This window comes from Streptacidiphilus albus JL83, assembly GCF_000744705.1.
GTDB lineage: Bacteria > Actinomycetota > Actinomycetes > Streptomycetales > Streptomycetaceae > Streptacidiphilus > Streptacidiphilus albus.
The window spans coordinates 8,060,974-8,087,032 of record NZ_JQML01000001.1; the positions used below are offsets into that span (position 1 = coordinate 8,060,974).

A 26,059-nucleotide genomic window follows, 5' to 3' on the forward strand; every position below is an offset into this window, starting at 1 on the left:
CCCGGTAGCTTGCTGCCAGTAGCTGATGGCACAGTGGATCCTGTCGCCGATTCTGCTGGCAGCAAGTCCGGCATATCGTAGGATGATCAGCGGAAGCCCCGGTCGCTCCCCCGTGCGAACGGGGCTCCCTTCATCTCCAAACCCTCGCTGACCAGCGGTTCTGAGCCCAGCTCACCGGGTCGGCAGCCGCGCCGGGTCAGCGCAGATGGCGGGAGATCCAGCGGAAGGCCTCGGGCAGCATCGCCGCCCAGACATCCATGGTGTGGCCGCCGCGCGCCACCGTCAGCAGGTCGCCCTCGGCGGGCGGACGCAGCACGGCGACCATCGCCCGGGCGTCGGCCACCGTCCGGCCGTCCTCCATGCTTCCCGCCATCAGCAGGTCGACGTCCGGCTGCGGGGACGCGGCGCACATCACCAGCCTCGGGTTCTCCCTCCTGACCAGCGCGGGGTGGCTGAGCACGACGGCGGCCTCCGGATCGGTGTAGCCGGAGAGGCTGACCGCCGAGTGGAACACCCCCGGGAAGTGCACCACCAGGTCGGCCGAGCAGTAGCCGCCGGCCGAGTAGCCCATCACCGACCAGTCCGCCGGGTCGGCGGAGGCACGGAACTCGCTCCTGACGATCGCGGGCACGTCCGTGCCCAGCCAGGTCTGGGTGTGCGGTCCGCCGGGCAGGTCGGCGCAGCCCGCGTCACTGCGGCCCAGGGTGTTGGACATGGCCGCCACCAGGATCATCGGGCGGGCCTGACCGGCAGCCACCAGCCGCTGCAGGGTGCGCTGGCCCTGCAGCACCTGGAACCAGGCCAGCGGGGAGCCCGGCTGACCGGGCAGCAGCTCGACCACCGGGAAGCGCTCGCCCAGGTGGGCCGGATCCTGGTACTCCGGCGGCAGCCAGACGTAGAGGCTGCCGCGGAGCCCGGACCGGGCGCCGGTCAGCTGCGCCTCGAGCAGCCCGGCGCCGTCGGGGCGGAAGTCGGGGCGGAAGTCGGGGTGGGGGTCGGAGCGGCTGGGCGCGGCGTCGCTGTCGCTGGAGACGGTGGCCGCCGCCGACGTCTCCAGGGTGGTCGCGGTGCTCGGCCCGTCCGTCAGATCGCGCCAGGAGTCGTACAGCAGGTAGCTGTCGTTGATGCCGACCAGCACCACCAGCACCGCCGCCGCCTGGGCGGCCAGCAGCAGCGTCAGCCGGAGACCGGTCCGGAGCGGAGCCGGTCCGCGCATCCGGTTCCACAGGGCGAGCGTGCCCAGGGTCAGCGAGATCGCCAGGACGATGGTGAACGCGAGGAACGGGGTGCCGATGAGTGACATGGTCTGCGCCTCCGGGTCTGGGGAGTGCCCGGGGGCAGGCTGCCCGCAGCTCCGCGCGGTCACGCGGTCGGGACCGCCGCCGGCGCCCGTCGGCCGACCCGGTGACCGGTCCGGACGTGCACAGCAGCGGGGCCGGTCACGGGAGTTCGGGGGAGCGGTGGCGCGCGGGCGGGCCCGGCGGACGCCCGGAAATCATCCGTTCGGCGGAACGGCCGTCCAGGTCGATGCGGAGGCCGACACCGAAGCGGGTGCCGAACGCGAGGCCGGGCGCAGCCAGACGGCGGTGTCGGCCGGCAGCAGCGGACCGTCGGGGCCGTCCGTCAGCGCGCCGCTGGCCAGCAGCGGCTCGCCGTCCACCGGCAGCGGTACCGGCTCGGGGCCGAAGTTGACCAGGCAGCGGAAGTCCGCCGACCGGGTGAAGTCCAGCACCCGCGCGGGGGACGGCAGCCAGTGCACGGCCGAGTCGTCGGGACAGGGGTGGGCGCGCCGCAGCCGCAGGGCGGCCCGGTAGAGCTCCAGCTGGGAGCCGGCCGTTCCGGACTGCGCGGCGACGCTCAGGTCCTTCCAGGCCGCCGGTTGGACGTCGAGCCAGGGGACCGAGCCCTCGGGGCCGAAGCCGAACGGCGACCGGGAGCCGCCCCAGGGCAGCGGCACCCTGCAGCCGTCCCGGCCCCGGTCGGCGCCGCCGGTGCGCAGCCAGACCGGGTCCTGGCGCAGTTCGTCCGGGATGGACTCGACCTCCCACAGGCCCAACTCGTCGCCCTGGTAGACGTAGACGCCGCCGGGGAGGGCGAGCACCAGCAGCGCGGCGGCGCGGGCCCGGCGGGTGCCGAGCGCCAGGTCCACCGGCAGCCCGTGGCGCCGGGCCCGGTCGAAGCCGTAGCCGGTGTCGGCCCGGCCGAAGCGGGTGACCTGGCGGGTGGTGTCGTGGTTGGACAGCACCCAGGTCGGCGGCGCGCCCACCGGGGCGTGCGCGGCGAAGGTCGCGTCGATGACCTGCCGGTAGTCCTCGGCCGCCCACGGGGCGCGCAGCAGGGCGAAGTTGAAGGCCGCGTGCAGTTCGTCGGGACGCAGGTAGCGGCAGAAGCGACCCGGGTCGGTCTCCCACAGCTCGGCCACGAACATCCGCTCGCCGGGGTAGCCGTCGGTGATGGCCCGCCAGTCGCGGTAGACCGCGTGCACCCCGTCCTGGTCGCGCCAGGGGTCGGGGTGGCCGTGGTGCCCGGCCGAGTCGGGCAGCCCCGCCTCCTTCACCAGGTGGTCGGTGACGTCGATCCGGAAGCCGTCCACGCCCCGGTCCAGCCAGAACCGCAGCACCGAGGCGAACTCCGCGCGGACCTCCGGGTTCTCCCAGTTCCAGTCCGGCTGCTCGGGCGCGAACAGGTGCAGGTACCACTCGCCGGGGCGGCCGTCCGGCTCGGCCACCCGCTGCCAGGCCGGGCCGCCGAAGTGCGAGCGCCAGTCGTTGGGCGGCAGTTCGCCCTCCTCGCCGAGCCCGGGACGGAAGTGGAAGTGGGCCCGCTCCGGCGACCCGGGACCGGCGGCGAGGGCGGCCCGGAACCACGGGTGTCGGTCCGAGCAGTGGTTGGGCACCAGGTCGACCACGATCCGCAGGCCCGCGTCGTGGGCCTCGGCGATCAGCAGCTCGGCCTCGGCGAGGGTGCCGAACGCCGGGTCGATGTCGCGGTAGTCGGCGATGTCGTAGCCGCCGTCGGCGAGCGGCGAGACGTACCAGGGCGAGATCCACAGGGCGTCCACGCCCAGCTCCGCCAGGTAGGGCAGCCGGGCGCGGAGCCCGGCGAGGTCGCCGGTGCCGTCGCCGTCGCCGTCCGCGAAGCTGCGCGGATAGACCTGGTACAGCGCCGCCCCGCGCCACCACGCACACCGCTCGGACTGCTGCTCGGTCTGCTGCTGATCCATGGACGGACCTCCTGCCGTTCGTGCCGCCACCCCGCCGCTACCCAGTGGACCCCGCCCGGCCGCCCCGGCTCAAGGGGGCGCCCCGGCTACTCGGCCGTCGCCGCTGCCGTCGCCGTCGCCGCTGCCGGCGGCTCCGCACCGCGTCGGCGCAGCACCGAGCCGGTCCGGCCCTTGCGGACCTCCAACTGCGCCGGGATGCGCAGCCGCAGGTCGGCGACGTGGCTGACGATGCCGACCGCCCGGTCCCGCTCGCGCAGCCGGTCCAGGACGTCGAGGACCTTCTCCAGGGTGTCCTCGTCCAGCGAGCCGAAGCCCTCGTCGATGAAGAGGGTGTCCAGCGGCATGCCCCCGGCCTCGTCGGTGACGACGTCCGCCAGGCCCAGCGCCAGGGCCAGCGAGGCGAAGAAGCTCTCGCCGCCGGACAGGGTCGAGGTGTCGCGCTCCTGGCCGGTCCAGGCGTCGACGACGCTCAGGCCGAGACCCGAGCGGCCGGTGCCCTTCCCCCTGGCATCGTTGTGGACCAGGGTGTACCGGCCCTCGGACATGACCGCGAGCCTGACCCCGGCCGCCGCCGCGACCTGTTCCAGCCGCGCGGCGAGGACGAAGGTCTCCAGCGACATCTTCAGGGTGTTGCTCCTACTGGTCCCGGAGGCGAGCGCCGCCAGTCCGGCGACCGTGTCGTGGTCGGCCGCCAGCGGCGCGAGCCGCCGGAGGTCCTCCTCCAGCTCCCGGCCGAGCCGGTCCAGCGCCTCGCAGCGGTCCCCCGCCCGCCGCTCCGCCGCGAAGGCCTCCCGCAGGGCGGCCTCGGCGGCCCGGTGCTCCGCGAGTCCGGCCTGCGGATCGGCGAGCGGGGAGCTGGCGGCGGCCAGCAGTTCCGGGAGGTCGAGTTCGGCCCGCAGCCCGCGCAGCTCGTCGCCGTGGCGCCGGACGCCCTCGCGCAGCAGCGCGGTGCGCTCCGGCGGCAGCACCGCCCGCGCGGCGGCGGCCGGATCGGCGAAGCCCTCGCGCTCCGCCGCCGCCCGGGTGGCGGCCCCGGCCTCGGCCAGCGCCTGCGCGCCGGCCGCCGCCTCGCGGACGGCCGTCCCCGCCCGGGCCAACCGCTCGACCAGCCGGTCCAGTTCGGCGATCCGGACCGCCACCGACGGGGCCCCGGCCCGTCCCTGGGTCAACTCCGCGTCCAGCCGGGTCTGTCGGGTATCGAGCGCGTGCAGCTCGGCCCGGGCGGTGGCGACCGACCGGGCGGCGTCCTCGGACTCGGCGCTGCGGCGGCGCTGCTCGCGCTCCAGCCGGTCCAGCTCCTCCTGGGCGCGGACCCCGTCGGCGGCGGACCGCTGCGCCCGCGCGAGCTCGCCGTCCAGCCGCTCCACCTCGGCGCGGGACTCCTGCGCCGAGCGGTCGCCCGCGACGGCGCCCAGCCGCGCCACGTCCTGCCCGAGCTGCTGCACCCGACGGCCCACGGCCTCGCTGCGCCGCTCGGCCTCCTGGTGGGCCTGCTCGGCGCGCTGCTCCTGCTCCTGGGTGACCTGGTCGGGCCCGGCCGGGGCGGGGCGCGGATGCTCGGTCGACCCGCAGACCGGGCAGTCCGCGCCCGGTGACAGCCCGGCGGCGAGCTCGGCCGCCATCCCGTCCAACCGGCGCCGGCGCAGGTCGAGCCAGTCCCGGCCGGTGCGGACGGCCTCCTCGCGGAGCGTCAACTGCTCCGCCTCGGCCGACGTCAGCTCGGCCGCCAGCGACTCGGCCGTGGCGGCGGCCTCCAGCCGGGCCCGGGCGGCGGACAGCTGCTCCGCGAACTGCTCGGCGGCGACGGCGGAGCGGCCGGCCGCGGCCGAGCGCTCCTCGGCCGCGGCGCGCAGCTCGGGCCAGTCCGCCAGCCACTGCTCCGCATCCGTCCGGCGCTCCTCGGCCGCCCGGTGCTCGGCGGTCCACTGCTTCTGCAGCCGCCGATTGCCCTCGAACTCCGCCTCGGCCGGGACCAGGGCCCGCAGCCCGCCCAACGACTCGCGCGACTCGCCCTCGCGGGCCTGCAACCGCGCGCCGTCGGCCGCGCGCAGCGCCTCCGGCAGCCGCAGCCGGGCCTCCTGCTCCTCGGCGGCGAGCCGACGGCTGCGCTGCTCGGCCTCCTCGTGCAGCCGCAGCAGCGGCACCACCGCCTCGGCGCGCTGCGCCCGCTCCAGCGCATCCTCGGCGGCGCGCTGCTCCTCGGCCCCGGCCTCCAGCGCGCCGAGACGCTGCGCCGCCCGTCGGCGCCGCTGCTGACGCTCCGCCAGTACCTCGGCCCCCGCGCCCGTTCGGCCGCAGCCTGCTCCCGGAGGGCGGCCTGCTGCTGCCGCGCCCCGGCGAGCTCCAGCTCCTCCCGCGCCCGGACGCGCAGCTGCGCCGCCCAGCCGAGGGCGTCCGCGTCCGGGTCGTCGGCGGCGGGCGCGTCGGCGGGCTCGGCCAGACCGCTGCCCGCAGCCTCGCTGATCCGTTCCAGCCGTGCGGCGATGTCGCCCCGCACGGCCTGGCACGCCTTCTCCGAGCGCTGCCGCCGCTCCACCAGCCAGCCCTCGACCGCGCCGAAGCGCGCCGTGTCGAACAGCCGCCCCAGCAGGTCGGCCCGCTCCTGGGCGCCGGCCTGCAGGAACCGGGCGAACTCGCCCTGCGGCAGCAGCACCACCTGGCAGAACTGCTCCCGATTCATCCCCAGCAGCTGCTGGACCTCGGCGCCGATCTCCTGGTGCGACTTGCTGCTCGCCCGCCAGCCGCCGCTGCCGCCCTCCGTCGGCGACCACTCCCGGAGCAGGGTCTGCGCCCGCTCCGGCGTCGAGCCCGAGCCGCGCTTCTTCGGCCGCAGCTGCTCCGGAATCCGGGTGATCTCCAGCCGTCGGCCGCCGAGGGTGACCTCCAGCACGACCTCGGTCCTGACCTCCGGCCTGGCATGGTCGCTGCGCAGCCTGGTGCGCGGCCGGGCCCCCGGGACCATCCCGTAGAGGGCGTAGCAGACCGCGTCCAGGACGCTGGTCTTGCCCGCGCCGGTCGCGCCGCGCAGCAGGAACAGGCCGTCGGCGGCCAGGGCGTCGAAGTCCACCCGCTGGGTGTCGGGGAAGGGGCCGAACGCGGTCACGGTGAGCTGGTGCAGTCGCATCAGACCTCGCCCCTCGCCGCCGCGCCCGCGGCCTCCGTCGCCCGCTGCAGCAGCTCCCGCTCGGCCGGATCGGGGTCGGTGCCCCGGACGTGCCGGACGAAGCCGAGCGCGATCTCGGCGTCGCTGCGACCCCGGGTGCGCGAGCCGTAGCTGGGCAGCCCGTCGCCGACCACGCCCTCCGGCTCGAAGGCGAGCTGCAGGGTGTGCGGGAACCGTCCGCGCAGCTGCTCCATGGCCCGGTCGGGCCGGGCCGTGTCGGTGAGGGTGACCTGCAGCCAGTCCTCGGTGTGGCGTTCCAGCGACGGGTCGGCGAGCAGCCCGGCCAGGGTGCCGCGGAGCCGGTGCAGCCGACGCGGCACCGGGCAGTCGATCCGCCGGGCGTCGATCTCGCCGCCGGGGCCGAGGTCGACCAGCCACATCGTCTTCCGGTGCTCCGCCTCGGAGAAGGAGTACGCCAGCGGCGAGCCGCTGTAGCGCAGCCGTTCGGTGATGGTCTGACAGCCGTGGAGGTGGCCCAGGGCGACGTAGTCGACGCCGGCGAAGACCGGGGCGGGGACACTGGGCACGCCGCCGACGGTGATGTCCCGCTCGCTGTCGCTGGGCTCGCCGCCGACGACGAAGGCGTGGGCCAGCACCACCGAGCGGGTGCCCGGCGGGCGGGTGGCGAGGTCCGCCCTGACCCGGTCCATGGCCGCGCCCAGGACGGCGGCGTGGCCGACCCGGGCGGCGCCCAGCTCGGCCGCGGTCAGCGCCGGCTCCAGGTAGGGCAGCCCGTAGACCGCGACCGGGCCGTCGCCGTCCGGCAGCAGCACCGGTTCGTCGCAGCGGGCGACGTCCGTCCGCAGGTGCACCCCGGCCTGTTCGATCAGCCGGGCGGCGATCCCCAACCGCCGCGCCGAGTCGTGGTTCCCGCTGATCAGCACCACCGGCACGGCCAGCGCGGCGAGCCGGTGCAGCACCCGGTCGAACAGCTCGACCGCGCCGAGACCGGGGATGGCCCGGTCGTAGACGTCCCCGGCGACCAGCACGGCGTCCACCCGTTCGGTCCGGACCGTGGTGACCAGGTGGTCCAGGAAGGCGGCCTGGGCCGGCAGCAGGTCCTCCCGGTGGAGACCCCGTCCGAGGTGCCAGTCGGAGGTGTGCAGCAGCCTCATGACGGTGCCCCCGCCCGCATGTTCGCCATGGTCGCCCCTCCGCTCGGTGCCGGTCGGCACGGGAGCGGCCGACCGTCTCCGAGTATCACAGGTGCCACTGACAACGCCCGCGTCCCGCTGGTTGCGCGGCGCACCACGACGGCCACGGCCCGGACCCCCAGTGGGGCCCGGGCCGTGGCCGGCTCGGCGGGTCGACGGCCCGGTGGGCCCGCCGAGGGTCAGGTTGTGGTCCTGCTCACAGCGGTGGCCCCGGCCGGTGCGTCGGTGGTCCCGGCGACCACCGGGTCGGTCCCGGCCGCGTGGCCGACGGCCACCGGCTCGCCGTGGGGGCGGGAGTGGCGGGTGAGGCCGACGACGGCCACCACGGCGGTGAGCAGCAGGGCCCCGGCGGCGAGGGCGAAGCTGGTGGTGAACTGGCTCTCGGCGGGCAGCGGCGGGATCCCCTTCGGCAGGCCGGGGATCACCTTGGAGGCGAGCAGCGAGGTGATCACGGCCGAGGCGATGGAGCTGCCGACCGAGCGGGAGATCGAGTTGATGCCGTTGGCGATGCCGGTCTGCTCGACCGGGACGCTGGCCGCGATCAGGGCGGGCATGGAGGCGTAGCCGAAGGCGACGGCGATGCCGGCCAGGATCCCGGCCATGATCACGTTCGGGGTGCTGCCGTGGCCCCAGGCCAGCCAGGCGAAGCCGGCCACGCCGATCAGCGCACCGAGGCCGAGGGTGTAGCGGGCGGTGATCCGGCGGACCAGGATGCCGCCGAGGGGCGCGGCGATCAGCGCGACCAGGGTGCTGGGCAGCAGGTACTCGACCGAGGCGCGCAGCACCGAGGCGGTGAAGCCGTAACCGACGAGCTGACGGGGCATCTGCACCAGGTAGGAGATGCCGATGAACATCGCGAAGGAGGCGAAGCCGACGAACAGCCCGGCCACGTTGGTGAAGGCGACCTGCCGGTGGACGAACATCCGCATGTCGACCAGCGGGCTGGCGACCTTCAGCTCGACGACCACCCAGACCACGGCCATCACGACCGAGCCGATGAAGCAGCCGATCACCTTGTCCGAGGACCAGCCCCAGGTGTGGCCCTGCGAGATGGCGAGCAGCAGCAGGACCAGGAAGGCGGCGAGGGTGCCGGCGCCGAGGAAGTCGATCCGGCCGCCGCTGCGGTGGCCGCCGTCCGGGACGACGAAGAAGACCGCGACCAGGGCGAGCACCGAGACGGCCGTGGAGAACCAGAAGACCGAGTGGTAGTTCGGGTGGCTGCCCTGGGTGAGCAGGCCGGTGACCACCAGCGACAGCCCGCTGCCGAACGCCAGGGTGCTGCTGACCAGCGCCATGGCGCCGTGCATCTTCTTGGCCGGGACCTCGTCACGGATGATCGACAGGCCCAGCGGGAAGATCGCGGTGGCGGAGCCCTGGAGCGCCCGGGCGACGATCAGCAGGGTCAGCGAGGTGGTGCTCGCCGCGAGCACGGAGCCCGCGACCATCACCACCAGCACGGCGATCAGGGTGCGCTTCTTGCCGTACTGGTCGCCGACGCGGCCGAGCAGCGGGGTGAAGACGGCGGCGGACAGCAGGGTTGCGGTGGTGACCCAGCTCACGCCGGCCGAGCTGGCGTGGAGGTCGGAGCCGAGCAGCGCCAGGATCGGGATGACCTGGGTCTGCGCCATGGAGACGACCATGGCCGCGAGCCCCAGGGCGAGGATCAGTGGCGTGCTGCTGCGGCGGGCATGCGCTGACGTTTCGGACGGGTCATGGGCCATGGCGGTGATGGGATCCTTCGGCGCTTCGACGTTTCATGGTCTTGATGCTTTATGTAGTCAAGCAATAAGAAGCACGTTAGAGGCGAAGGTTTACGTAGTCAAGTTAAAAGGTTCAGCACGGGAAGCAATTTGGGTCCCGAGCTGGTCGGCCCCTGGCGGGACGCGCGCCCCGCAGGGACTCAGTCCTCGGCGTCGTCGGCGGCGGACGGGCGGTGGTGGCCCAGCTGGGTGAGGACCGCGCCGAGCTCGCCGTGCACCCGGCGGTCCATCGCCAGGGCGAACTCGACGTCCACCACCGTCCGGGCCACCGGGCGCAGCCGGGCCAGGCTGTCGGCCAGCCGGACGGTCTCCTCCGCCGAGAGCCGGGCGTCCAGGCCGCCGAGCAGTTGCTTGCCGACCAGCTCGACGAAGAGGTCGGCGAGCGCGTCGGCGCTGGCGCGGACGCCTCGGGCCGCCTCCAGCACGGCCGCCAGCGGCACGCCCTCCGCGACCAGCGCGGCGGAGGCGTCCAGCAGCCGTCGGCTGATGTGGCTCGCCGTCCCGCCGTCGAGCTGGACGTAGCCGAGGTCGACGGCCTCCGCCAGGTTGGACGGGTCCACCTGGCCGCCGTAGGCCGCGTCCAGCTCCGCGAGCGTCAGCGGGACGGGCGCCTCCTCCGACCAGGGGGCCGCGATCGCACCCTCCAGGCCGAGCAGGGCCGCGACGTCCCGGCCCTCCTCCCAGGCGGCGAGCAGCTCGGCGATCCCGCCGAGGGTGTGGCCGCGCTCCAGCAGGTCCGCGATGATCCGGAGCCGGGCCAGGTGGTCCTCGGTGTACCAGGCGAGCCGGCCCTCGCGCCGGGGCGGCGGCAGCAGCTGCCGCTCCCGGTAGAAGCGGAGCGTCCGGACGGTGATCCCGGCCTCCCGGGCGAGGTCCTCGGTGCGGAACTCGCGCAGGGCGCGGCGGGCCGCCGACCGGTCGGCGGCGGCGTCGGACTCCGGATTCTCGCTCATCTGACCGAGCCTATCCGTCCGTGACGTGCATCTGAGTATCCGTACTCAGGCGCGCGGCCCGCGCGGGCCCCATCCTGCCCTCATGACAACTCCCGTCAGGCGCCGCAATACGACGGCCTTCTACGCGCAGGCGGTGGCCTCCTTCGCGCTCGCGCTCACCGCGATGGCGGTCGGCATCGCCTACCTGTCCGCGTCGCCGTGGATCCGGGCCTTCCTCGCCCTCGGCCTGCTCTACGTCGTGACCTCGGCCTTCACCCTGGCCAAGGTGATCCGGGACCGGCAGGAGGAGGAGCAGGTCACCACCAGGGTCGACCAGGCCCGGCTGGACAAGCTGCTGGCCGAGCACGACCCCTTCCGGGTCGACGCACCCTAGAACTGCGACCGGCCGACGGAGGGACCGCCCGGCGCGAGGCCGGACGGTCCCTCCGTTGTGCAGGTCAGCTGGACTTCCAGACGTCGGCGAAGCTGCCGCCGGAGACCGCGCCGGGCTGGGCCCGGACCTTGCTCCCGCTGCTGTTGATCATGACGATCTCGGTCGGGGAGGTGCTGCCCAGCGCGGTGCCGCCGGCGGTGGCGCCGGTGAAGTCGACGGTGCCGAAGTCGGCCAGCTTGGCTATGGTGCCGTTGACCTCGGGGGCCTCGGCGATGACCTCGGCGGAGCTGTCCTGGTAGCCGGAGGAGCCGGCGCTGACCGTGGACTTGGTCCAGCCCTCGGTGCTGTCGACCAGCGTCATGGTGAAGTCGCCGTTCCCGTCGTCGGTGACGGTGGCGGTCAGTGCGTCGCCGGCCTTGACGGTGACGCCGGAGTAGGCGCTCTCGGAGGCCGGGAGCACCTCCCACCAGGCGCCGTAGGTGGCCCTGCCGCCGATGCAGTCGGCCTCGGTGCCGGTCTGCTCCAGCGCGGAGTTGCTGTAGCCGTCGAGGCCGACCCAGTAGGCGGAGTAGGTGGTGGTGCTGGTGCAGCTGACCGCGGGCTGGGTCCACGAGGAGGAGACGGACTTGTAGGCGCCGGCCGCGCCGGTGGCGGCGTAGCCGGACCAGTTGGTGGACTCCACGCTCGCGCTGGTCCCCGCACGGACTCCGTGCAGGCTGTGGCTCTCGTGGCCGGCGATGGCCTGGGTGAGCTGTGCCGGGGCGGCGGCCGCCGCGCTGTGGGGGGTGGCCGCGATCGCCGGGCCGGCGAACGCGGCGGTGGCCGCGCCGACAGCGGCGACGAGCAGGAAGGCAGAGGCTCTCTTGGACATCTGACGCTCCTTCGACGAACAGGGGGTGAAGGGACGGCGTCGGAGGCCCGCGTTGCAGCGGCCTCCTCCGAACGCCGAGCGACAGCCTGCATGACTGATCACGAACAAGAGAAGGCCCTCAAGAGCCTTTGGCGTTGAGAGAATTCACCCGGCGCTCGGCGGCCGCACAGGGCTGTGCGCGGCCTACGAAGCCGACGTCAGCGGCGGTTTCCAGCTGCGCCCGCCGCCCGGGGCAGGGGCTCTGGTGGAGGCGTCGGGATGCGACGTAGGGTCACCTTCTCGGGGGCGGACCTCTGCGCGAAAGGCGGAATGCCCGCATGGTGACCAGGCCGGAGCCGCCCGCCGGGGATCTCGACTCGCCCGTCCGGCCGCTGCCCGGGGCGCCGCTGCCCGGGGCGCCGTTCCACGAGGCGCTGCGCGGAGCCATCGCGGTGAGCGGGCTGAGCCTGGACCGGATCGAGGACCGGCTGCGGCGTCACGGCTGCCGGGTCTCGGTCGCCACCCTCAGTTCCTGGCAGTCGGGGCGGAACCAGCCGGAGCGCCCCCGTTCGCTGGCCGCGCTCGCGGTGCTGGAGAAGGTGCTGCGCCTCCCCCCGGGCGCGCTGTTGGACCTGCTCGGACCGCCGCGGCCGCGTGGACGCCGGCTCCCGGCCGGTTCCGGCCGACGTGGGCTCGCCGCGGTCTGGTCGGACCGCTACGACATCGGCAGCGCACTGCGCAGGGTGGACCACCAGTGGGACGACGTGCTGACGCGGATCAGCTGCCACCGGCGGTTCGAGGTGGACGCGCAGGGGCGCGAGCGCTCGATGTGGTGCCGTCAGGTGCTCCGCGCCGAGTGCGACGGCCCGGACCGCTGCATCGCGGTCTACCGGCGCACCGACCCCGGCCCGCTCCCGCAGGTGCGGACGTCCGCACCGGGCCGCACCGGCCGGGTGGCCGAGGTGCCCGAAGACCGGCTGCTGGTGGCCGAGGTGCTGTTCGACCACCCGCTGGTCCGCGGCGAGACCGTCATCGTGGAGTACACCCTCGACCACCTCGCGCCCCATTCGTACGCCACCCGGGCCGGCTGCATCCTGCACGCCCCGGTGCGCGAGTACGTCCTGGAGGTGCGCTTCGACCCGCTCGCGCTGCCGGCGGCCTGCTACTCATTCCGCAGTGCCGAGCTCGAATCCCGGGTCCAGGAACGGCAGTTGCGACCTGACTCGATCGGTTCGGTGCACGCGGTCGCCCTGGCCGCGCAACCCTGCCGGTTCGGCATCCACTGGCGCTGGGACTGACCGATCCGGTCCCGCGGCCGGTGGGCGGAGGACAGCAGCCAGTGGAGCACATCCCGCGCACCGTCGCGCCGTTTTCCCGGATCTCCGGGTAATCGGACGAACCCGCTCGGTAATGTCCGCTGCGCCCGGGGGAGTACAGCGCTCAACCGGCGTATGCCTGCGAGCGGAGGGCGCATGGGGATCGGAACCGACCACGGCCGTCGGCGCGCCCATGCCGGGCCGCCCGCGGACGAGCAGGGCGAGGAGCTGGCCGCGCTGCTCCCGGTCGGCCGTCCGCGCGGAGCCGGGCGGCGCTCCGTCCGCTTCCGGCTCGCCTCGCTGCTGGCGGTGCCCGTGCTGGCGCTGGCCCTGCTGTCCGTCGGCGCGGTCGCCAGCGTGGTGCAGACCGCGCAGGCGCAGCAGCGGTCGGACCGCGCCCGGACCGCGCTGCCGGCCCCGGTCGCCGCCGCCGTCACCGCGATGGAGGCGGAACGCACCGCCGCCGCCCAGTACCTGGCCGCACCCGACGCCGCCCGGGCCGCCGCGCTCACCACCCTGGCCGGGGCCACCGACCGGGCGGCATCCGTCCTCGGCGGAGAACTCGAAAGCTCGGTGCGGGAGTTCACTGCCCTGGCGCCCGAACTCCCGGCGCGGGTCGCGGACTGGACGGCGGCCGACGGCTCGCTGCCCGCCCTGCGCGGCCGGATCGCCGCCCGGACCGTCGGCTGGACCGACGCCGAACAGGACTACACCGCCGACATCGACGCGGCCCTGGCGGTGGACGGCGCGCTGAGCGGACTGCGCGGCCCGGCCACCGCCACCGACCCCCGCGTCCTGCTGGAACTGGCCCAGGGCCGCGACCTGTTGGCCCGCGAGGACGCCGCCGTCCGGTCCGCCGCGGCCGCCGGACGGATGGGCCCCGAGGAGTACCAGGAGTTCACCTCGGCGCTTGAAGCCCGCCGCGCCCTGGACGCCTTCGCCGCCCCCGACCTGCAGGGCCCCGACCTGACCAGCTATCAGCTGGTGGCGGGCGGACCGGCGGCGACCGTGCTCGGCAACCTGGAGACCGCCGTCCGGTCCGCCGGACCGGGAACCGCGTTCTCCCGCACCTCCGCCCGGGCGGACTGGACGCCGGCCGCGCAGGCCCTGGAGCAGCAGCTCGCCACCGTCGGCGCCGACAGCGGGAGCAGCGGCACCGCCGACGTCCCCGCCCTGGCGGCGACCCCGGCCGGTCTGGCCGCGCTCTTCGGCCTCACGGCGCTGCTGCTCGCGCTGGTGGTGGCCGCCCGGGTCGGCGGCAGCCTGGTGCAGGGCCTGTCCGCGCTCCGGGCCGGCGCCGTCGACCTGGCCGGCCGCCGACTGCCGGCCGCCCTCGGCCGGATGCGCGCGGGCGAGGTGATCGACCTCGACGCCGAGGCGCCGCTCGACCCCGTCGACGCCGGAGCCGACGAGATCGGCCAGATCGGTGCGGCACTGACCGCCGTCGAGCGGGTCGCGCTGCGGGCCGCCGCCGAGCGGACGGCGGCAGCCTCCGGCATCTCCGAGGTGTTCGTCGGACTCGCCCGCCGCAGCCAGGTCCTGGTCCACCGTCAACTGGGACTGCTGGACCTCATGGAGCGGCGCACCGAGGACCCGGCCGAGTTGGCGGACCTGTTCCGGCTGGACCACCTCACCACCCGGATGCGCCGCTACGCCGAGAGCCTGATCATCCTCTCCGGAGCGGCCCCCGGACGCGCCTGGCGGCAGGCGGTACCGCTGTCCGACGTCGTCCGCTCCGCCATCGCCGAGGTCGAGGACTACGCCCGGGTGGAACTGCGGGGCCTGCCGCAGAGCGCCGTCACCGGCGCGGCCGTCGCCGACCTCACCCACCTGCTGGCCGAGCTCGTCGAGAACGCCACCGGCTTCTCCCCGCCCGACACCAGGGTCGTGGTCAGCGGCCGACGCGTGGGCGCCGGCTATCTGCTGGAGGTCGAGGACCGGGGGCTCGGGATGGGCCCCGAAGGGGTGGCCGAGGCCAACCGGCGGATCGCCGACACCCGTCAGGGCGACCTGCCCGGCAGCGACCGGCTCGGCCTGTTCGTCGTCAACCGGCTCTCCCGCCGGCACGGCATCCGGGTCTCGCTGCGCCCCTCCCGGCACGGCGGGACGACGGCGGTGGTGCTGCTCCCGTCCGCGCTGCTGGAGCCCGCCGCCCGCCGCCCGGACGCGGCGCCCACCGGCGCGCCGACACCGCCGGCCGCCGCTGCGGCGCCGGCTGGGCCCGCGCCCGCCGCTGAGCCCGAGCCCGTGCCAGTCCCAGTCCCCGTCCCCGTCCCCGTCCCCGTCCCTGTGCCCGCGCCGGCCGCCGAGCCCGTACCCGTTCCGGGCCGACCCGTTGCGCGGGCGCGGTTCGCCGCCTCGGCCCACGGCGCGATCACGGACGCCGCCCCCGATCGCCCGGATGCGCCGACCGCCGCCACCGCCACCGCCCCGCCCGAGCCCGAGCCCGAGCCCGAGTCCGAGCCCCAGCCCGAGCCCGCCGCCGTACGCGTCGGCGAACTGCCGCGCCGGGTACGGCAGTCCAACCTCAAGGTGCAGCTCCGCGAGGCGCCCGCCGCCGAGGCGGTCCGGCCGACCTCGGACCGGGTCGCCCCCGCGCGCGACCCGGAGCTGGCCCGGGCACGGATGGCGGCCTTCCAGGAGGGCTGGACGCTCGGGCGGGGCCACCGCCGGAGGCCGCTCGGAGACAGCGGTGCGACGGCCAACCGGACGCACCGGACCAAGGAGGTCGGCAACGATGAATCGGCCCGGTGAGATCGACTGGCTCATGGACGAACTCGTCTCCCACGTGCAGCAGATCCGCCACGCCGTGGTGCTCTCGCGCGACGGCCTGCCGGTCGGGAGCTCCTCGGGCCTGGGGCGCGCCGACGGTGAGCACCTCGCCGCCGTGGCCTCCGGCTTCCACAGCCTCGCCCGGGGCGCGGGCGACCACTTCGGGGCCGGCGCGGTGCGGCAGACCATGGCCGAGTTCGACGAGGGCTTCCTCTTCGTGGTCGCCGCCGGCGACGGCACCTGCCTGGCCGTGTTCAGCGCCGCCGACGCCGATATCGGCCTGGTCGCCTACGAGATGGCGCGGATGGTCCAGCGCTTCGGCGAGCACCTGGTCAGCGCGCCCAGGGGCCTGCCGGACCGCCCGGACGGGCCGACGGCCGGATGAGGGCGCGCCCGATGGACCTCCGGCCTCCCGACCGCGATCCCGAGCCCGCGCCGCTGCTCGGTCCCGGCCGACGCCCGCGCGCCCTGCGGGAGGAGCCGGAGCACTGGTACGACGACGAGGCGGGTCCGCTGGTCCGGCTCTTCTCGCTGACCCGGGGGCGGGCCGGCCCGGTCAGCGAGGAGTTCGACCTGATCGCCATGATCAGGACGGTCTCCGCCGAGGGCGCCGAACCGGGCCTGGTGCCCGAGGCCGAGGCCGTCCTCGAACGCTGCCGCAGCCGTCCCTGCTCGGTCGCCGAGATCGCCGCCGACTCCGGACTCCCGCTCGGCCTGGTCCGGATCCTGCTCGGCGAACTGCTCGACGCGGGGCTGATCCGCGTCAACCGTCCCGTCCCACCCGCCCTGCTCCCCGACGAGCGCACCCTCCTGGACGTGATCAATGGCCTTCGCGCACTCTGACCAGCACCCCCCGCAGCAGCCCCGGCCCGACGACGGATCCGCCCCGCTCACCCTGAAGATCCTGGTCGCGGGCGGCTTCGGATCGGGCAAGACCACGCTGGTCGGCGCGGTCAGCGAGATCCGACCGCTGCGCACCGAGGAACGGATCACCGAGGCGAGCCGCGGGGTCGACGACCTGTCCGGGGTGGAGCGCAAGGCCACCACCACCGTGGCGATGGACTTCGGCCGGATCACCATCCACTCGGGCCTGGCCCTCTACCTCTTCGGCACGCCCGGGCAGGACCGCTTCTGGTTCCTCTGGGACGAGCTGGCCCACGGCGCGCTGGGAGCGGTCGTGCTGGTCGACACCCGCCGACTGCAGGACTGCTTCCCGGCCGTGGACTTCTTCGAGCGCCGGTCCATCCCCTTCGTGGTCGCGGTGAACTGCTTCGAGGGCTCCGATCCGCACTCGGCCGAGGCGGTGGCGACGGCGCTGGACCTGGAGCGCGGGACACCGGTGCTGCTCTGCGACGCCCGCGACCGCAACTCCTGCAAGAAGGTCCTGATCGCCCTGGTCGAGCACGCCAGCCGGATGCACTCCGCCCGGATGCTGGCCGCGATCTGACGTCCGCTCAGTCCGAGGTGAGCAGTCGCCGCCGCAGCGCCCCGGTCAGTTCCGGCTCCGGGCCGAGGCGTTCGGCGACGTACTGCCGGACCGATCCGTAGCGCTCGGTCAGGTCGCCGAGGGTAAGGCGCATGACCTCGGCCGGAGCCCGGCCGAAGGAGGGCCAGATCGACTCCTGCTCGGGGTGGTTGGCCCGCCAGTCGGCGAGCAGCCGCTCCGTGGCGAGCTCGGTCAGGGCGAAGTCGGCGAGGACCTCCTCCTCGGCGACGCCCAGCAGCGACAGCACCAGCGCGGCCACGATCCCGGTGCGGTCCTTGCCGGAGGCGCAGTGGAAGACCAGCGGGCGGTCGTCCTCGGCGGCGATGACCTCCAGCACCGTGCGGAGCTCCTTCACCCCGTCGTCCAGCACCTCGGCGAAGCGGTCCGCGAGATAGCGCCAGGGGTCGACGTCGGGGCTGATCGCGGACTGGTCGTAGGGGCGGTGCTCGATGCTGAGGTTGTGATAGGCCAGCCCGTCGACGGCGGGTACCCGGCCCCGCGCCTCGATCTCGAAGGGGTGGCGCAGGTCGACGACCGTGCCCACCCCCAGCGCGCGAAAGCGGTCCCAGTCGGCCGAGCCGGGCCGCAACTTGCCCAGCGAATCCGAACGGTAGAGCGTTCCCCAGCGGACGGTGCGGCCCGCGTCCGCTCGGTAGCCGCCCAGATCACGGAAGTTGTGCAGCCGGTCGAACTCGATGTGTCTGATCACCGGTGCATCCTATGATCACCCGGGCGGCGACCTGGCCGAGTCCGGCGGTCAGCCGTTGCGGGCCTGCTGCTCCGCCTCCGCGCGGGCGGCGCGGCGGGCGGCCTTCTCGGCGTTCTCCTTCTCGTCCTCGGCCTCGGCGACCTCCAGGGTCGGCGCGGAGCCGCCGAGGTGGGCCGGCTGCCACCAGGTGTCGTCCGGACCGCTGGGGGAGTCCGGGTAGGTGGTCTGGGCGCGGTCGATCAGTTCGGTCATGGCGGCGCGGAGCCGGCGGGTGACCATGACCGGACGGTCCGCCGCCGTGATGTGGATCGGCTCGCCGATGATGATGGTGACCGGGGTGTGCCGACGGGTCAGCTCCTTGGGGCGGCCCTTGGTCCAGAACCGCTGGGTGCCCCAGAGCGCCATCGGCAGCAGCGGGACGCCGGCGTCGGCCGCCATCCGGGCCGCGCCGGTCTTGAACTTCTTCAGGGTGAAGGAGCGGCTGATGGTCGCCTCGGGGAAGACGCCGACCACCTCGCCGGCCTTGAGCGCACGCACGGCCGCCTCGTAGGCGGGCTGCCCGTCGGAGCGGTCCACCGGGATGTGCTTCATGCCGCGCATCAGCGGACCGGAGATGCGGTGCCTGAAGACGTCGTCCTTGGCCATGAAGCGGGTCTTGCGCCCGCCGGCCTTGAGCGCGCCCCAGCCCGCGAAGATGAAGTCGAGGTAGCTGACGTGGTTGCTGACCAGAACGGCCCCGCCGCTGCGCGGTACGTTCTCGGCGCCGATGACCTCAAGCTTGATGTCGAGCGCCCGGAAGAGTGTCCGTGCCGCTCCGATGATCGGCGGGTACACAAGGTCAGCCACAGCGAGCCCTACTTCCTACGGGCGAGTGCCCGGTCCGGTGTTCTAACGATGCATGTTCCCTGAGCAGCGGCGCTATGTCACTCCGACTAGCACCGCCATCGCGGAGACTGCGGTCACACCGACCAGGTTCCAGCCTACTGTCCGGCCGGTCGCAGCCGGTCCTGGCCACGGCGCAGCAGGAGGTAGACCTCGCAGCCGAGGCAGTAGCCGAAGGCCGAGTTGAGGAAGGCGGCGGCCAGCGCGCAGCCGGTGGCGACGAGCCCGAGCCAGGTCGGCCCGACGAGGTAGCCGAGCGTTCCGACCAGTGCGAAGCCCAGGCCGACGCCCTGGGCGAAGCGCGGCGGGGCGGCGTCCTCCAACTCGGCGGGCGGCCCGAGCCGGGGGCGGACGAAGGTCCGGTAGAGCCAGCCGTAGGGCGAACGGCCGAGGCCGCCCAGCGCGCCGAGGGCGAACACCAGCGTCTGGAGGGCGAGCAGCCAGCCGTTCCCGCTGATCAGGACGGCGGCCAGGACCACCGTGGTGAGGGTTGCGGCGAAGCGCGGGCCTCTGGGGTCGACCCGTTCGCGGGCCTGGACCGGGGTGAGCACGGTGGCGGGAGGGATGACAGCAGACATGGGGGACTCCGGGTCTCCGGCAGAACGGAACGGACGGAAGGGGTGCGATGCGATGCCAAAGGGTGCGGCGCGGCGCGGCGCGGCGCTCAGCGACAGCGCATGGCGGCGGCCCGGCACAGGTCGATGACCAGGCGTCGGGTCAGCTGCACGGGCCTGAGCCCGGCGGAGGAGTCCATATGTGCGATGGTACGCGGAGGGTCTGCTTCCGGGAGGGGCCGTTCACCCCCTGGACCGGCCTTCCGGTTCGAACCGGTGACCGGGCATCCTGGGTCGTATGACAGGTTTGCTGGCGTGTGCCGCCGTCCTGGTGCTCTCCGGGGTGTTCGGGCTGTGGCGGATGCGCCGTGACGGAAGGCTGCGGATGCGCGGGCGGGACAGCGGGGTGCGGCTGACCGCCGAGGACCTGGGCGTCGAACTCGGGGAGCGGGCGACGCTGGTGCAGTTCTCCTCGGCGTTCTGTGCGCCCTGCCGGGCGACCAAGCGGGTGCTCGGCGAGGTCACCGCGATGGTCGAGGGCGTCGTCCAGGTGGAGATCGACGCCGAGTCGCAACTGGACCTGGTCCGGCGGCTGGAGATCCTGCGGACGCCCACCGTGCTGGTGCTGGACGCCAGGGGGCTGCTGGTGCAGCGGGCGGCCGGTCAGCCGCGCAGGGCCGATGTCATCGCGGCGCTGGGAACGGCCGTCGGGGCGTAGCGGCGGGGCGGCCGGGGCCGGTCCGTGGGCCGGCATGGGTCAATAGGTGCAATGTCACAGCGGCGCGCGCTTGCCGGGTGGCGTCGGATGCTCTTGCGTGGGGGAGTATGTGGCGATGGCGCTCCCCGTGTCGGGAGAGCGGCCGGAGCGGTGAGGGACCTGGGTCGGAGCCTAAGCTACCGGCGAGTAGCATTGCTTTAGTTACTCGCGAGTATGCTTCGGGGAACTCCGTCGGCAGGGCGGTGCGGCAGTGCCGCACCCGTACCCGAGCGGCAGTTGCCGGATGTGACCAGCCAATCAGTACCAGTTCAGGAGACAGGCCGTGAGCTTGAGGATCGTTGTCTGTGTGAAGTACGTGCCCGATGCGACCGGTGAGCGGCGTTTCGCGGACGACCTGACGACCGACCGGGATTCGGTGGACGGGCTCCTCTCGGAGTTGGACGAGTACGGGGTCGAGCAGGCGTTGCGGATCGCGGCGGCGAACGAGGGCGCGGAGGTGACGGTGCTGACGGTGGGCCCGGACGACGCGAAGGACGCGCTGCGCAAGGCGTTGTCGATGGGTGCGGACAGGGCCGTGCACGTGAACGACGACGACATCCACGGCAGTGACGCGGTGGGGACCTCGCTGGTGCTGGCGAAGGCGTTGGAGGCGACCGGGTTCGACCTGGTGGTGTGCGGGATGGCGTCGACCGACGGGACGATGGGCGTGGTGCCGGCGCTGCTGGCCGAGCGCCTGGGCGTGCCGCAGGCCACGCTGCTGTCCGAGGTGACGGTCGAGGGCGGCGTGGTGCGCGGCCGCCGGGACGGGGACGCGGCCACCGAGCTGGTGGAGGCGTCGCTGCCGGCGGTGGTGTCGGTGACCGACCAGTCCGGCGAGGCCCGCTACCCCTCGTTCAAGGGCATCATGGCCGCGAAGAAGAAGCCGGTGCAGTCGCTGGACCTGGACGACCTGGGCATCGACGCCGACGCGGTGGGCCTGGCCGGCGCGTGGACCGCCGTGGACTCCGCGACCGCGCGCCCCGCGCGCACGGCCGGCACGGTCGTCAAGGACGAGGGCGAGGGCGGCCTGCAGCTCGCCGGGTTCCTCGCCGCGCAGAAGTTCATCTGACACCCCCCTGCGCTTCCGCCCCCCATTCTTCTGTCTTCTGGAGCACTGAATCATGGCTGAGATCCTGGTCCTGGTGGACCACGCGGACGGTGCCGTCCGCAAGCCGACCCTGGAGCTGCTGACCGTGGCCCGCCGCCTGGGCGAGCCCTCCGCCGTCCTGCTCGGCGCCGGCGAGCACGCCCCCGCGCTGACGGCGAAGCTCGCCGAGTACGGCGCCGCCAAGGTCTACACCGCCGATGCTGCGGAGTTCGCGGACTTCCTGGTCGTGCCGAAGGTCGACGCGCTGGCGCAGGTCGCCGCCGCGGCGGCGCCGGGCGCGGTGCTGCTGACGTCCTCGGGCGAGGGCAAGGAGGTCGCCGCCCGGCTCGCGCTGCGCCTGGGCTCGGGCGTGATCACCGACGCGGTGGACGTGACCGCCGGCGAGCAGGGCCCGGTCGCGGTGCAGGCGGCGTTCGCGGCCTCGTTCACCACCCTGTCGCGGGTCTCGCGGGGCGTGCCGGTGATCACGGTCAAGCCCAACGCCGCCGCGCCCGAGGCCGTCGCGGGTGCGGGCGAGGTCGTGCCGGTGGCGGTGGCGTTCACGCCGGCCGCGTCCGGGACGCGGGTGCTGTCGCGCACGCCGCGGGTGTCCTCGGGACGCCCGGAGCTGACCGAGGCCGCGATCGTGGTCTCCGGTGGGCGCGGTGTGGGCGCGGCCGAGGGCTTCGGCGTGGTCGAGGAGCTCGCCGACTCGCTGGGCGCGGCCGTCGGCGCCTCGCGCGCGGCGGTCGACGCGGGCTGGTACCCGCACAGCAACCAGGTCGGCCAGACCGGCAAGCAGGTCTCCCCGCAGCTCTACATCGCCAACGGCATCTCCGGCGCGATCCAGCACCGGGCCGGCATGCAGACCTCCAAGACCATCGTCGCGGTCAACAAGGACCCCGAGGCCCCGATCTTCGAACTCGCCGACTACGGCGTCGTCGGCGACCTCTTCAACGTCCTGCCCCAACTCACCACCGAGATCAAGAACCGCAAGGGCTGACACCACCAGCCCAGCCCAACCCCGAGGGGCCCCGACCGCACACCCGGCCGGGGCCCCTCGACGTAACGGCATAGGGTCGATCGCGGCGGCATGGCCCGCCCCGGGGCAAGGCCGTCCCGGTCCGACCATGTGGAGGCACAACGGTGCTGCTCAGGGCGCTTGGTGAGGGATTCCCGGACGCGGCGGACGCCGCCGACGCGGTGACGGTGGACGGGCTGTCGCTCTCCCGGGAGCAACTGCGGGCCGCCGCCGGTGCGGTGGCCGCGCGAATCGGCGGCGCCTCCGCGCTCGCCGTGCTGGCCCGGCCGACGATGACCACCGTCGTCGCCACCGTCGCCGGGCTGCTGGCGGGCGTGCCGGTGGTGCCGGTGCCGCCGGACGCCGGGCCGAAGGAGCGCGAGCACATCCTGCGCGACTCCGGCGCGCCGCTGCTCGCGGTCGCGGCCCGCGACGCGGACACCGAGGCGTACGGGGCCGAGGTGCTGACGGTCGATCCGGCCGAGCGCGGCGACGCCCCGACCGAGCCGGAGACGGACAGCGGCACGGCCTTCGTCCTCTACACCTCCGGCACGACCGGTGCGCCCAAGGGTGTGGTGACCAGTCGCCGGGCGGTGGCCGCCGGACTGGACGGCCTCGCCGACGCCTGGGCCTGGACGCCCGAGGACACCCTCGTCCACGGCCTGCCGCTGTTCCACGTCCACGGGCTGATCCTGGGCGTGCTGGGGCCGCTGCGGGTCGGCGGGCGTTGCGTCCACACCGGACGCCCCACGCCGGAGGCGTACGCGGCGGCGGCCCGGTCCGGCGGCAGCCTGTACTTCGGCGTCCCCACGGTCTGGTCGCGGCTGGCGGCGGACGCGACCAGCGCGCGGGCGCTGTCCTCGGCCCGGCTGCTGGTCTCCGGCAGCGCGCCGCTGCCGGTGCCGGTGTTCGAGCGGCTCGCGGAACTGACCGGCCACGCGCCGATCGAGCGCTACGGCATGACCGAGACCCTGATCACGCTGAGCACCCGGGCGGACGGCGAGCGCCGACCGGGCAGCGTGGGCCTGCCCATCGGGGCCGTCCGCACCCGGCTGGTGGCGGAGGACGGCTCCCCGGCGCCGCACGACGGCGAGACCGTCGGCGAGCTGCAGGTGGCCGGTCCGACGCTGAGCGAGGGCTACCTGGGCCGCCCGGACGCGGACGCGGAGACCCGGACCGCCGACGGCTGGTTCCGGACCGGCGACGTGGCCGTGATCGGTGCGGACGGCTTCCACCGGATCGTCGGCCGGGCCTCGGTCGACCTGATCAAGAGCGGCGGCTTCCGGATCGGCGCGGGCGAGGTGGAGGCGGCGCTGCGCGACCACCCGCAGGTCGAGGACGCGGCGGTGGTGGGCGCGCCCGACGCCGACCTGGGGCAGGCGATCGTCGCCTATGTGGTGCCGGCCGGGCCGGTGACCGGCGGTCAGCTGACCGACTTCGTCGCCGAGCGGCTGTCCGTGCACAAGCGGCCGAGGCGGGTGGTGCTGGTGGCGGAGCTGCCGCGGAACGCCATGGGCAAGGTGCTCAAGAAGCAGCTGCTGGAGCGGGAGCCCGGGTAGACCGGGGCTCGATACCCTCTGGGGTATTCTGGTGGTACCGGGCGCCGCTCTGCCCGGTACGGCTGCCAGGAGGAACCATGTGTCGGCGAGTGACCTGCTCCACGTGCAAGGGGGCGAGCTACGCCGGGTGCGGGATGCACGTCGAGCAGGTCCTCGCGGGCGTGCCGCAGTCGCAGCGCTGCACCTGCGCGTCCGCGAAGCAGGGGAGCGGGTCCGCCGCCCCGGAGCAGCGCGGCTGGCGCCGGATCTTCGGCCGGGGCTGACGCCGGGGGCTGAAGCCCGGACCGAATCCGGCGCCGCAGCCGGGGCGGGACCGCTTCTCCGGCGGCGCACTGGACAAGAGCCGTCTCCAGCGGAGACGCTGGCGCCCATGACGAGCATGATCGCAGCTATCGACATCGGCGGGACGAAGGTCGCCGGCGCCCTGGTGGACCGGGACGGCGCCCTGCTCGCCGTCGCCCGGCGGCCGACCCCGGCCAAGCAGCCCGCCGCGCAGGTGCTCCGCGCGGTGACCGACGTCCTGGACGAGCTGCGCGCCGACCCCCGCTGGGCCGAGGTGCGGGTCATCGGCATCGGCTCCGCCGGACCGGTGGACGGGCCGAACGGCGCGGTCAGCCCCGTCAACATCCCCGACTGGCGCGACTTCCGACTGGTCGACGCCCTCCGCGCGCACCTGCGGGCGCAGCCCGGTGCGGTCGGCGGCCCGGGCGAGCCGTCGATCGTGCTCACCGGCGACGGTGTGGCCATCGCCGCCGCCGAGCACTGGAAGGGCGCGGCCCGGGGCCTGCGCAACGTCCTCTGCATGGTGGTCTCCACCGGCGTCGGCGGCGGCCTGGTCATCGGCGGCGTGCCCTACCCGGGGCCCACCGGCAATGCCGGCCACATCGGCCACATCAGCGTGGACCTGGACGGCGACCCCTGCCCCTGCGGCTCCCGGGGCTGCGTGGAGATCCTGGCCAGCGGCACCGCCATCTCCCGGCACGCGCTGCGGAACGGCTGGCAGCCGGTCGGCGAGGACTCCTCGGCGGTGGCGGTCGCCGAGGCCGCCCGGGCCGGCGACCCGGTCGCCCTGGCCGCCTTCGCCCGCTCGGCCCAGGCCCTGGCGGCCGGCATCGCGGCGACGGCGACCCTGGTCGAGCTGGAGCTGGTGGTGATCGGCGGCGGGGTCGCCGCCTCCGGCGAGCTGCTGTTCGCGCCGCTGCGCCGCGCCCTCCAGGACTACGCCACGCTGCCCTTCGTCCGGGGTCTTGAGGTCCGTCCGGCCGAGCTCGGCACCGACGCCGGCCTGGTCGGCGCGGCTGCGGCGGCGGCCCACGCGGTGCGGCTCGACGGCTGGCGCTGAGGTGGCGGAGCCTGCGTAGGATTCCCGGAGCGGTCGGCGACGAGGGGGACAGTACGGTGATTGTCTGGGTCAACGGCACGTTCGGGGTCGGCAAGACGAGCACGGTCCGGGAGCTGCAGGCGCTGCTGCCGGGCAGCGCGGTCTACGACCCGGAGGTCATCGGCGAGAGCCTGCGGCACCTGCTGCCCGCCGAGGTCTACGGCTCGGTCAGGGACTTCCAGGACCTGGCGGCCTGGCGCCGACTGGTCCCGGCGACGGCGGTGGCACTGCTGGCCGAGCTGCCGGGACCGCTGATCGTCCCGATGACGCTGCTGCGCCAGGACTACCGGGACGAGATCTTCGGGGCCCTGGCCGCCGACCGGGTGGCGATCCACCATGTCGTGCTGCATGCAGAGGAAACGATCCTGCGGAAGCGGATCGAGGCCGACGAGACCGAGTCGGCCCGGGCCCGGCAGTGGCGGCTGGACCACCTGGCCGCCTACCAGCAGGCCCGCCCCTGGCTGGAGGAGGACGCCGTGGTGGTCGACACCACCGCGCTGACGCCCCGCCGGGCCGCCGAGCTGATCGCCGCGATCGTCGACTCGGGCGCGGCCCGCTGCCCGATCGTGGACGACTCCGTCCACACCCGGGACACCCTGGCCGCCGCCGTCCTGCTCTTCGACGACGAGGACCGGGTGCTGCTGGTCGACCCCGTCTACAAGCCGGGCTGGGAGTTCCCCGGGGGCGTGGTCGAGGACGCCGAGCGCCCCTCGCTGGGAGCGACCCGGGAGATCGCCGAGGAGCTCGGGATCGACCTGGCCCCCGACCGGCTGCGGCTGCTGGTCGCCGACTGGGAGCCGCACCGGGGCCCGCGCTCCGGCGGTGTCCGACTGGTCTTCGACGGCGGCCGGCTGACGGCGGAGCAGCGCGCCGCGATCGTCCTTCCGGCCCGGGAGCTGCGCTCCTGTCGCTTCGTCAGCCAGCAGGAGTGGGAGCAGCTGCTCCCCGACAACAAGCGCCGCCGACTGGCCGCCGCGCTCCGCGCCCGCGCCGCCGGCGAGACCCGCTACCTGGAGGCCGGCCAGGACCCCGACGGGCGCTGAGCTCAGCCCCGATCGG

At 74.6% G+C, this 26,059-nt stretch carries 22 protein-coding genes and 1 pseudogene; 13 read left to right on the forward strand and 10 right to left on the reverse strand.

The annotated features are described in order from the left end of the window. Nucleotides 1-196: 196 nt before the first annotated feature. The 6 genes and pseudogenes from BS75_RS35025 to BS75_RS35050 all read right to left on the reverse strand — a co-directional run bounded on the left by BS75_RS35025 (nucleotide 197) and on the right by BS75_RS35050 (nucleotide 10,253). Nucleotides 197-1,303 (reverse strand): alpha/beta hydrolase, encoded by a 1,107-nt coding sequence (locus BS75_RS35025; protein ID WP_052070097.1) that lies wholly within the window; start codon nucleotides 1,301-1,303, stop codon nucleotides 197-199. A 192-nt stretch (nucleotides 1,304-1,495) separates the two neighbouring features. After that, nucleotides 1,496-3,223, reverse strand: a complete 1,728-nt coding sequence (locus BS75_RS35030) for a glycoside hydrolase family 13 protein (RefSeq protein ID WP_042437119.1) — start codon at nucleotides 3,221-3,223, stop codon at nucleotides 1,496-1,498. A gap of 86 nt (nucleotides 3,224-3,309) precedes the next feature. Beyond that, nucleotides 3,310-6,347: pseudogene (locus BS75_RS43635) on the reverse strand (AAA family ATPase). Beyond that, on the reverse strand, nucleotides 6,347-7,501 hold the full coding sequence (locus BS75_RS35040) for an exonuclease SbcCD subunit D (protein WP_034094413.1): 1,155 nt from the start codon (nucleotides 7,499-7,501) through the stop codon (nucleotides 6,347-6,349). Before BS75_RS35040 ends, BS75_RS43635 begins: the two are co-directional and overlap by 1 nt. Before the next feature lie 218 nt (nucleotides 7,502-7,719). Next, nucleotides 7,720-9,261: an MFS transporter gene (locus tag BS75_RS35045; RefSeq protein ID WP_042437121.1), complete on the reverse strand. Its 1,542-nt coding sequence runs from the start codon at nucleotides 9,259-9,261 to the stop codon at nucleotides 7,720-7,722. Between the two features lie 179 nt (nucleotides 9,262-9,440). Beyond that, nucleotides 9,441-10,253 (reverse strand): MerR family transcriptional regulator, encoded by an 813-nt coding sequence (locus tag BS75_RS35050; protein ID WP_081982950.1) that lies wholly within the window; start codon nucleotides 10,251-10,253, stop codon nucleotides 9,441-9,443. Nucleotides 10,254-10,335: 82 nt separating this feature from the next. On the opposite strand from BS75_RS35050, the gene BS75_RS35055 reads away from it, so the two are divergent. After that, entirely contained in the window at nucleotides 10,336-10,626 is a 291-nt protein-coding gene (locus BS75_RS35055) for a YiaA/YiaB family inner membrane protein (RefSeq protein WP_034091088.1), read from the forward strand. Nucleotides 10,627-10,690: 64 nt separating this feature from the next. Here the strand turns inward: BS75_RS35055 and BS75_RS35060 are convergent, their stop codons facing one another. After that, nucleotides 10,691-11,497 carry a G1 family glutamic endopeptidase gene (locus tag BS75_RS35060; protein ID WP_034091089.1) on the reverse strand — a complete coding sequence of 269 codons (807 nt, stop codon included), beginning with the start codon at nucleotides 11,495-11,497 and terminating at the stop codon, nucleotides 10,691-10,693. Nucleotides 11,498-11,814: 317 nt separating this feature from the next. Between BS75_RS35060 and BS75_RS35065 the strand changes: the two genes are divergently transcribed. The 5 genes from BS75_RS35065 (at nucleotide 11,815) to BS75_RS35085 (ending at nucleotide 17,011) form a co-directional block, all read left to right on the forward strand. Continuing rightward, a complete protein-coding gene (locus tag BS75_RS35065; RefSeq protein ID WP_231607987.1) occupies nucleotides 11,815-12,774 on the forward strand; it encodes a hypothetical protein in 960 nt (319 codons plus the stop codon). Between the two features lie 174 nt (nucleotides 12,775-12,948). Further along, a complete protein-coding gene (locus BS75_RS35070; protein ID WP_052070099.1) occupies nucleotides 12,949-15,546 on the forward strand; it encodes a sensor histidine kinase in 2,598 nt (865 codons plus the stop codon). Then, nucleotides 15,530-15,949, forward strand: a complete 420-nt coding sequence (locus tag BS75_RS35075; protein ID WP_034091090.1) for a roadblock/LC7 domain-containing protein — start codon at nucleotides 15,530-15,532, stop codon at nucleotides 15,947-15,949. Before BS75_RS35070 ends, BS75_RS35075 begins: the two co-directional genes overlap by 17 nt. A gap of 11 nt (nucleotides 15,950-15,960) precedes the next feature. Beyond that, nucleotides 15,961-16,407 carry a DUF742 domain-containing protein gene (locus BS75_RS35080; protein WP_081982951.1) on the forward strand — a complete coding sequence of 149 codons (447 nt, stop codon included), beginning with the start codon at nucleotides 15,961-15,963 and terminating at the stop codon, nucleotides 16,405-16,407. After that, the gene (locus BS75_RS35085; protein WP_034091091.1) at nucleotides 16,388-17,011 is read left to right on the forward strand and encodes a GTP-binding protein; all 624 of its coding nucleotides are present in this window, start codon (nucleotides 16,388-16,390) and stop codon (nucleotides 17,009-17,011) included. Before BS75_RS35080 ends, BS75_RS35085 begins: the two co-directional genes overlap by 20 nt. A gap of 7 nt (nucleotides 17,012-17,018) precedes the next feature. Here BS75_RS35085 and BS75_RS35090 read toward each other — a convergent pair whose 3' ends face one another. The 3 genes from BS75_RS35090 to BS75_RS35100 all read right to left on the reverse strand — a co-directional run bounded on the left by BS75_RS35090 (nucleotide 17,019) and on the right by BS75_RS35100 (nucleotide 19,219). Continuing rightward, nucleotides 17,019-17,759 (reverse strand): tyrosine-protein phosphatase, encoded by a 741-nt coding sequence (locus BS75_RS35090; RefSeq protein WP_034091092.1) that lies wholly within the window; start codon nucleotides 17,757-17,759, stop codon nucleotides 17,019-17,021. Between the two features lie 48 nt (nucleotides 17,760-17,807). Continuing rightward, on the reverse strand, nucleotides 17,808-18,605 hold the full coding sequence (locus BS75_RS35095; RefSeq protein ID WP_034091093.1) for a lysophospholipid acyltransferase family protein: 798 nt from the start codon (nucleotides 18,603-18,605) through the stop codon (nucleotides 17,808-17,810). Nucleotides 18,606-18,739: 134 nt separating this feature from the next. Further along, the gene (locus BS75_RS35100) at nucleotides 18,740-19,219 is read right to left on the reverse strand and encodes a DUF4395 domain-containing protein (RefSeq protein WP_042437123.1); all 480 of its coding nucleotides are present in this window, start codon (nucleotides 19,217-19,219) and stop codon (nucleotides 18,740-18,742) included. Between the two features lie 274 nt (nucleotides 19,220-19,493). Between BS75_RS35100 and BS75_RS35105 the strand changes: the two genes are divergently transcribed. The 7 genes from BS75_RS35105 to BS75_RS35135 all read left to right on the forward strand — a co-directional run bounded on the left by BS75_RS35105 (nucleotide 19,494) and on the right by BS75_RS35135 (nucleotide 26,043). Next, nucleotides 19,494-19,913 carry a TlpA family protein disulfide reductase gene (locus tag BS75_RS35105; RefSeq protein ID WP_034091094.1) on the forward strand — a complete coding sequence of 140 codons (420 nt, stop codon included), beginning with the start codon at nucleotides 19,494-19,496 and terminating at the stop codon, nucleotides 19,911-19,913. A gap of 322 nt (nucleotides 19,914-20,235) precedes the next feature. Beyond that, nucleotides 20,236-21,021 (forward strand): electron transfer flavoprotein subunit beta/FixA family protein, encoded by a 786-nt coding sequence (locus BS75_RS35110; RefSeq protein WP_081982953.1) that lies wholly within the window; start codon nucleotides 20,236-20,238, stop codon nucleotides 21,019-21,021. A gap of 52 nt (nucleotides 21,022-21,073) precedes the next feature. Continuing rightward, the gene (locus BS75_RS35115) at nucleotides 21,074-22,042 is read left to right on the forward strand and encodes an electron transfer flavoprotein subunit alpha/FixB family protein (RefSeq protein ID WP_034091096.1); all 969 of its coding nucleotides are present in this window, start codon (nucleotides 21,074-21,076) and stop codon (nucleotides 22,040-22,042) included. 143 nt (nucleotides 22,043-22,185) lie between these two features. Beyond that, entirely contained in the window at nucleotides 22,186-23,619 is a 1,434-nt protein-coding gene (locus BS75_RS35120; RefSeq protein ID WP_042437124.1) for an acyl-CoA synthetase, read from the forward strand. Between the two features lie 89 nt (nucleotides 23,620-23,708). Further along, nucleotides 23,709-23,882 (forward strand): hypothetical protein, encoded by a 174-nt coding sequence (locus tag BS75_RS35125; protein WP_197091991.1) that lies wholly within the window; start codon nucleotides 23,709-23,711, stop codon nucleotides 23,880-23,882. Nucleotides 23,883-23,989: 107 nt separating this feature from the next. Beyond that, complete coding sequence (locus tag BS75_RS35130; protein WP_034091098.1) at nucleotides 23,990-24,961, forward strand: ROK family protein; 972 nt, start codon at nucleotides 23,990-23,992, stop codon at nucleotides 24,959-24,961. A gap of 56 nt (nucleotides 24,962-25,017) precedes the next feature. Beyond that, nucleotides 25,018-26,043, forward strand: a complete 1,026-nt coding sequence (locus BS75_RS35135; RefSeq protein ID WP_034091099.1) for an NUDIX hydrolase — start codon at nucleotides 25,018-25,020, stop codon at nucleotides 26,041-26,043. Nucleotides 26,044-26,059 lie beyond the last annotated feature (16 nt).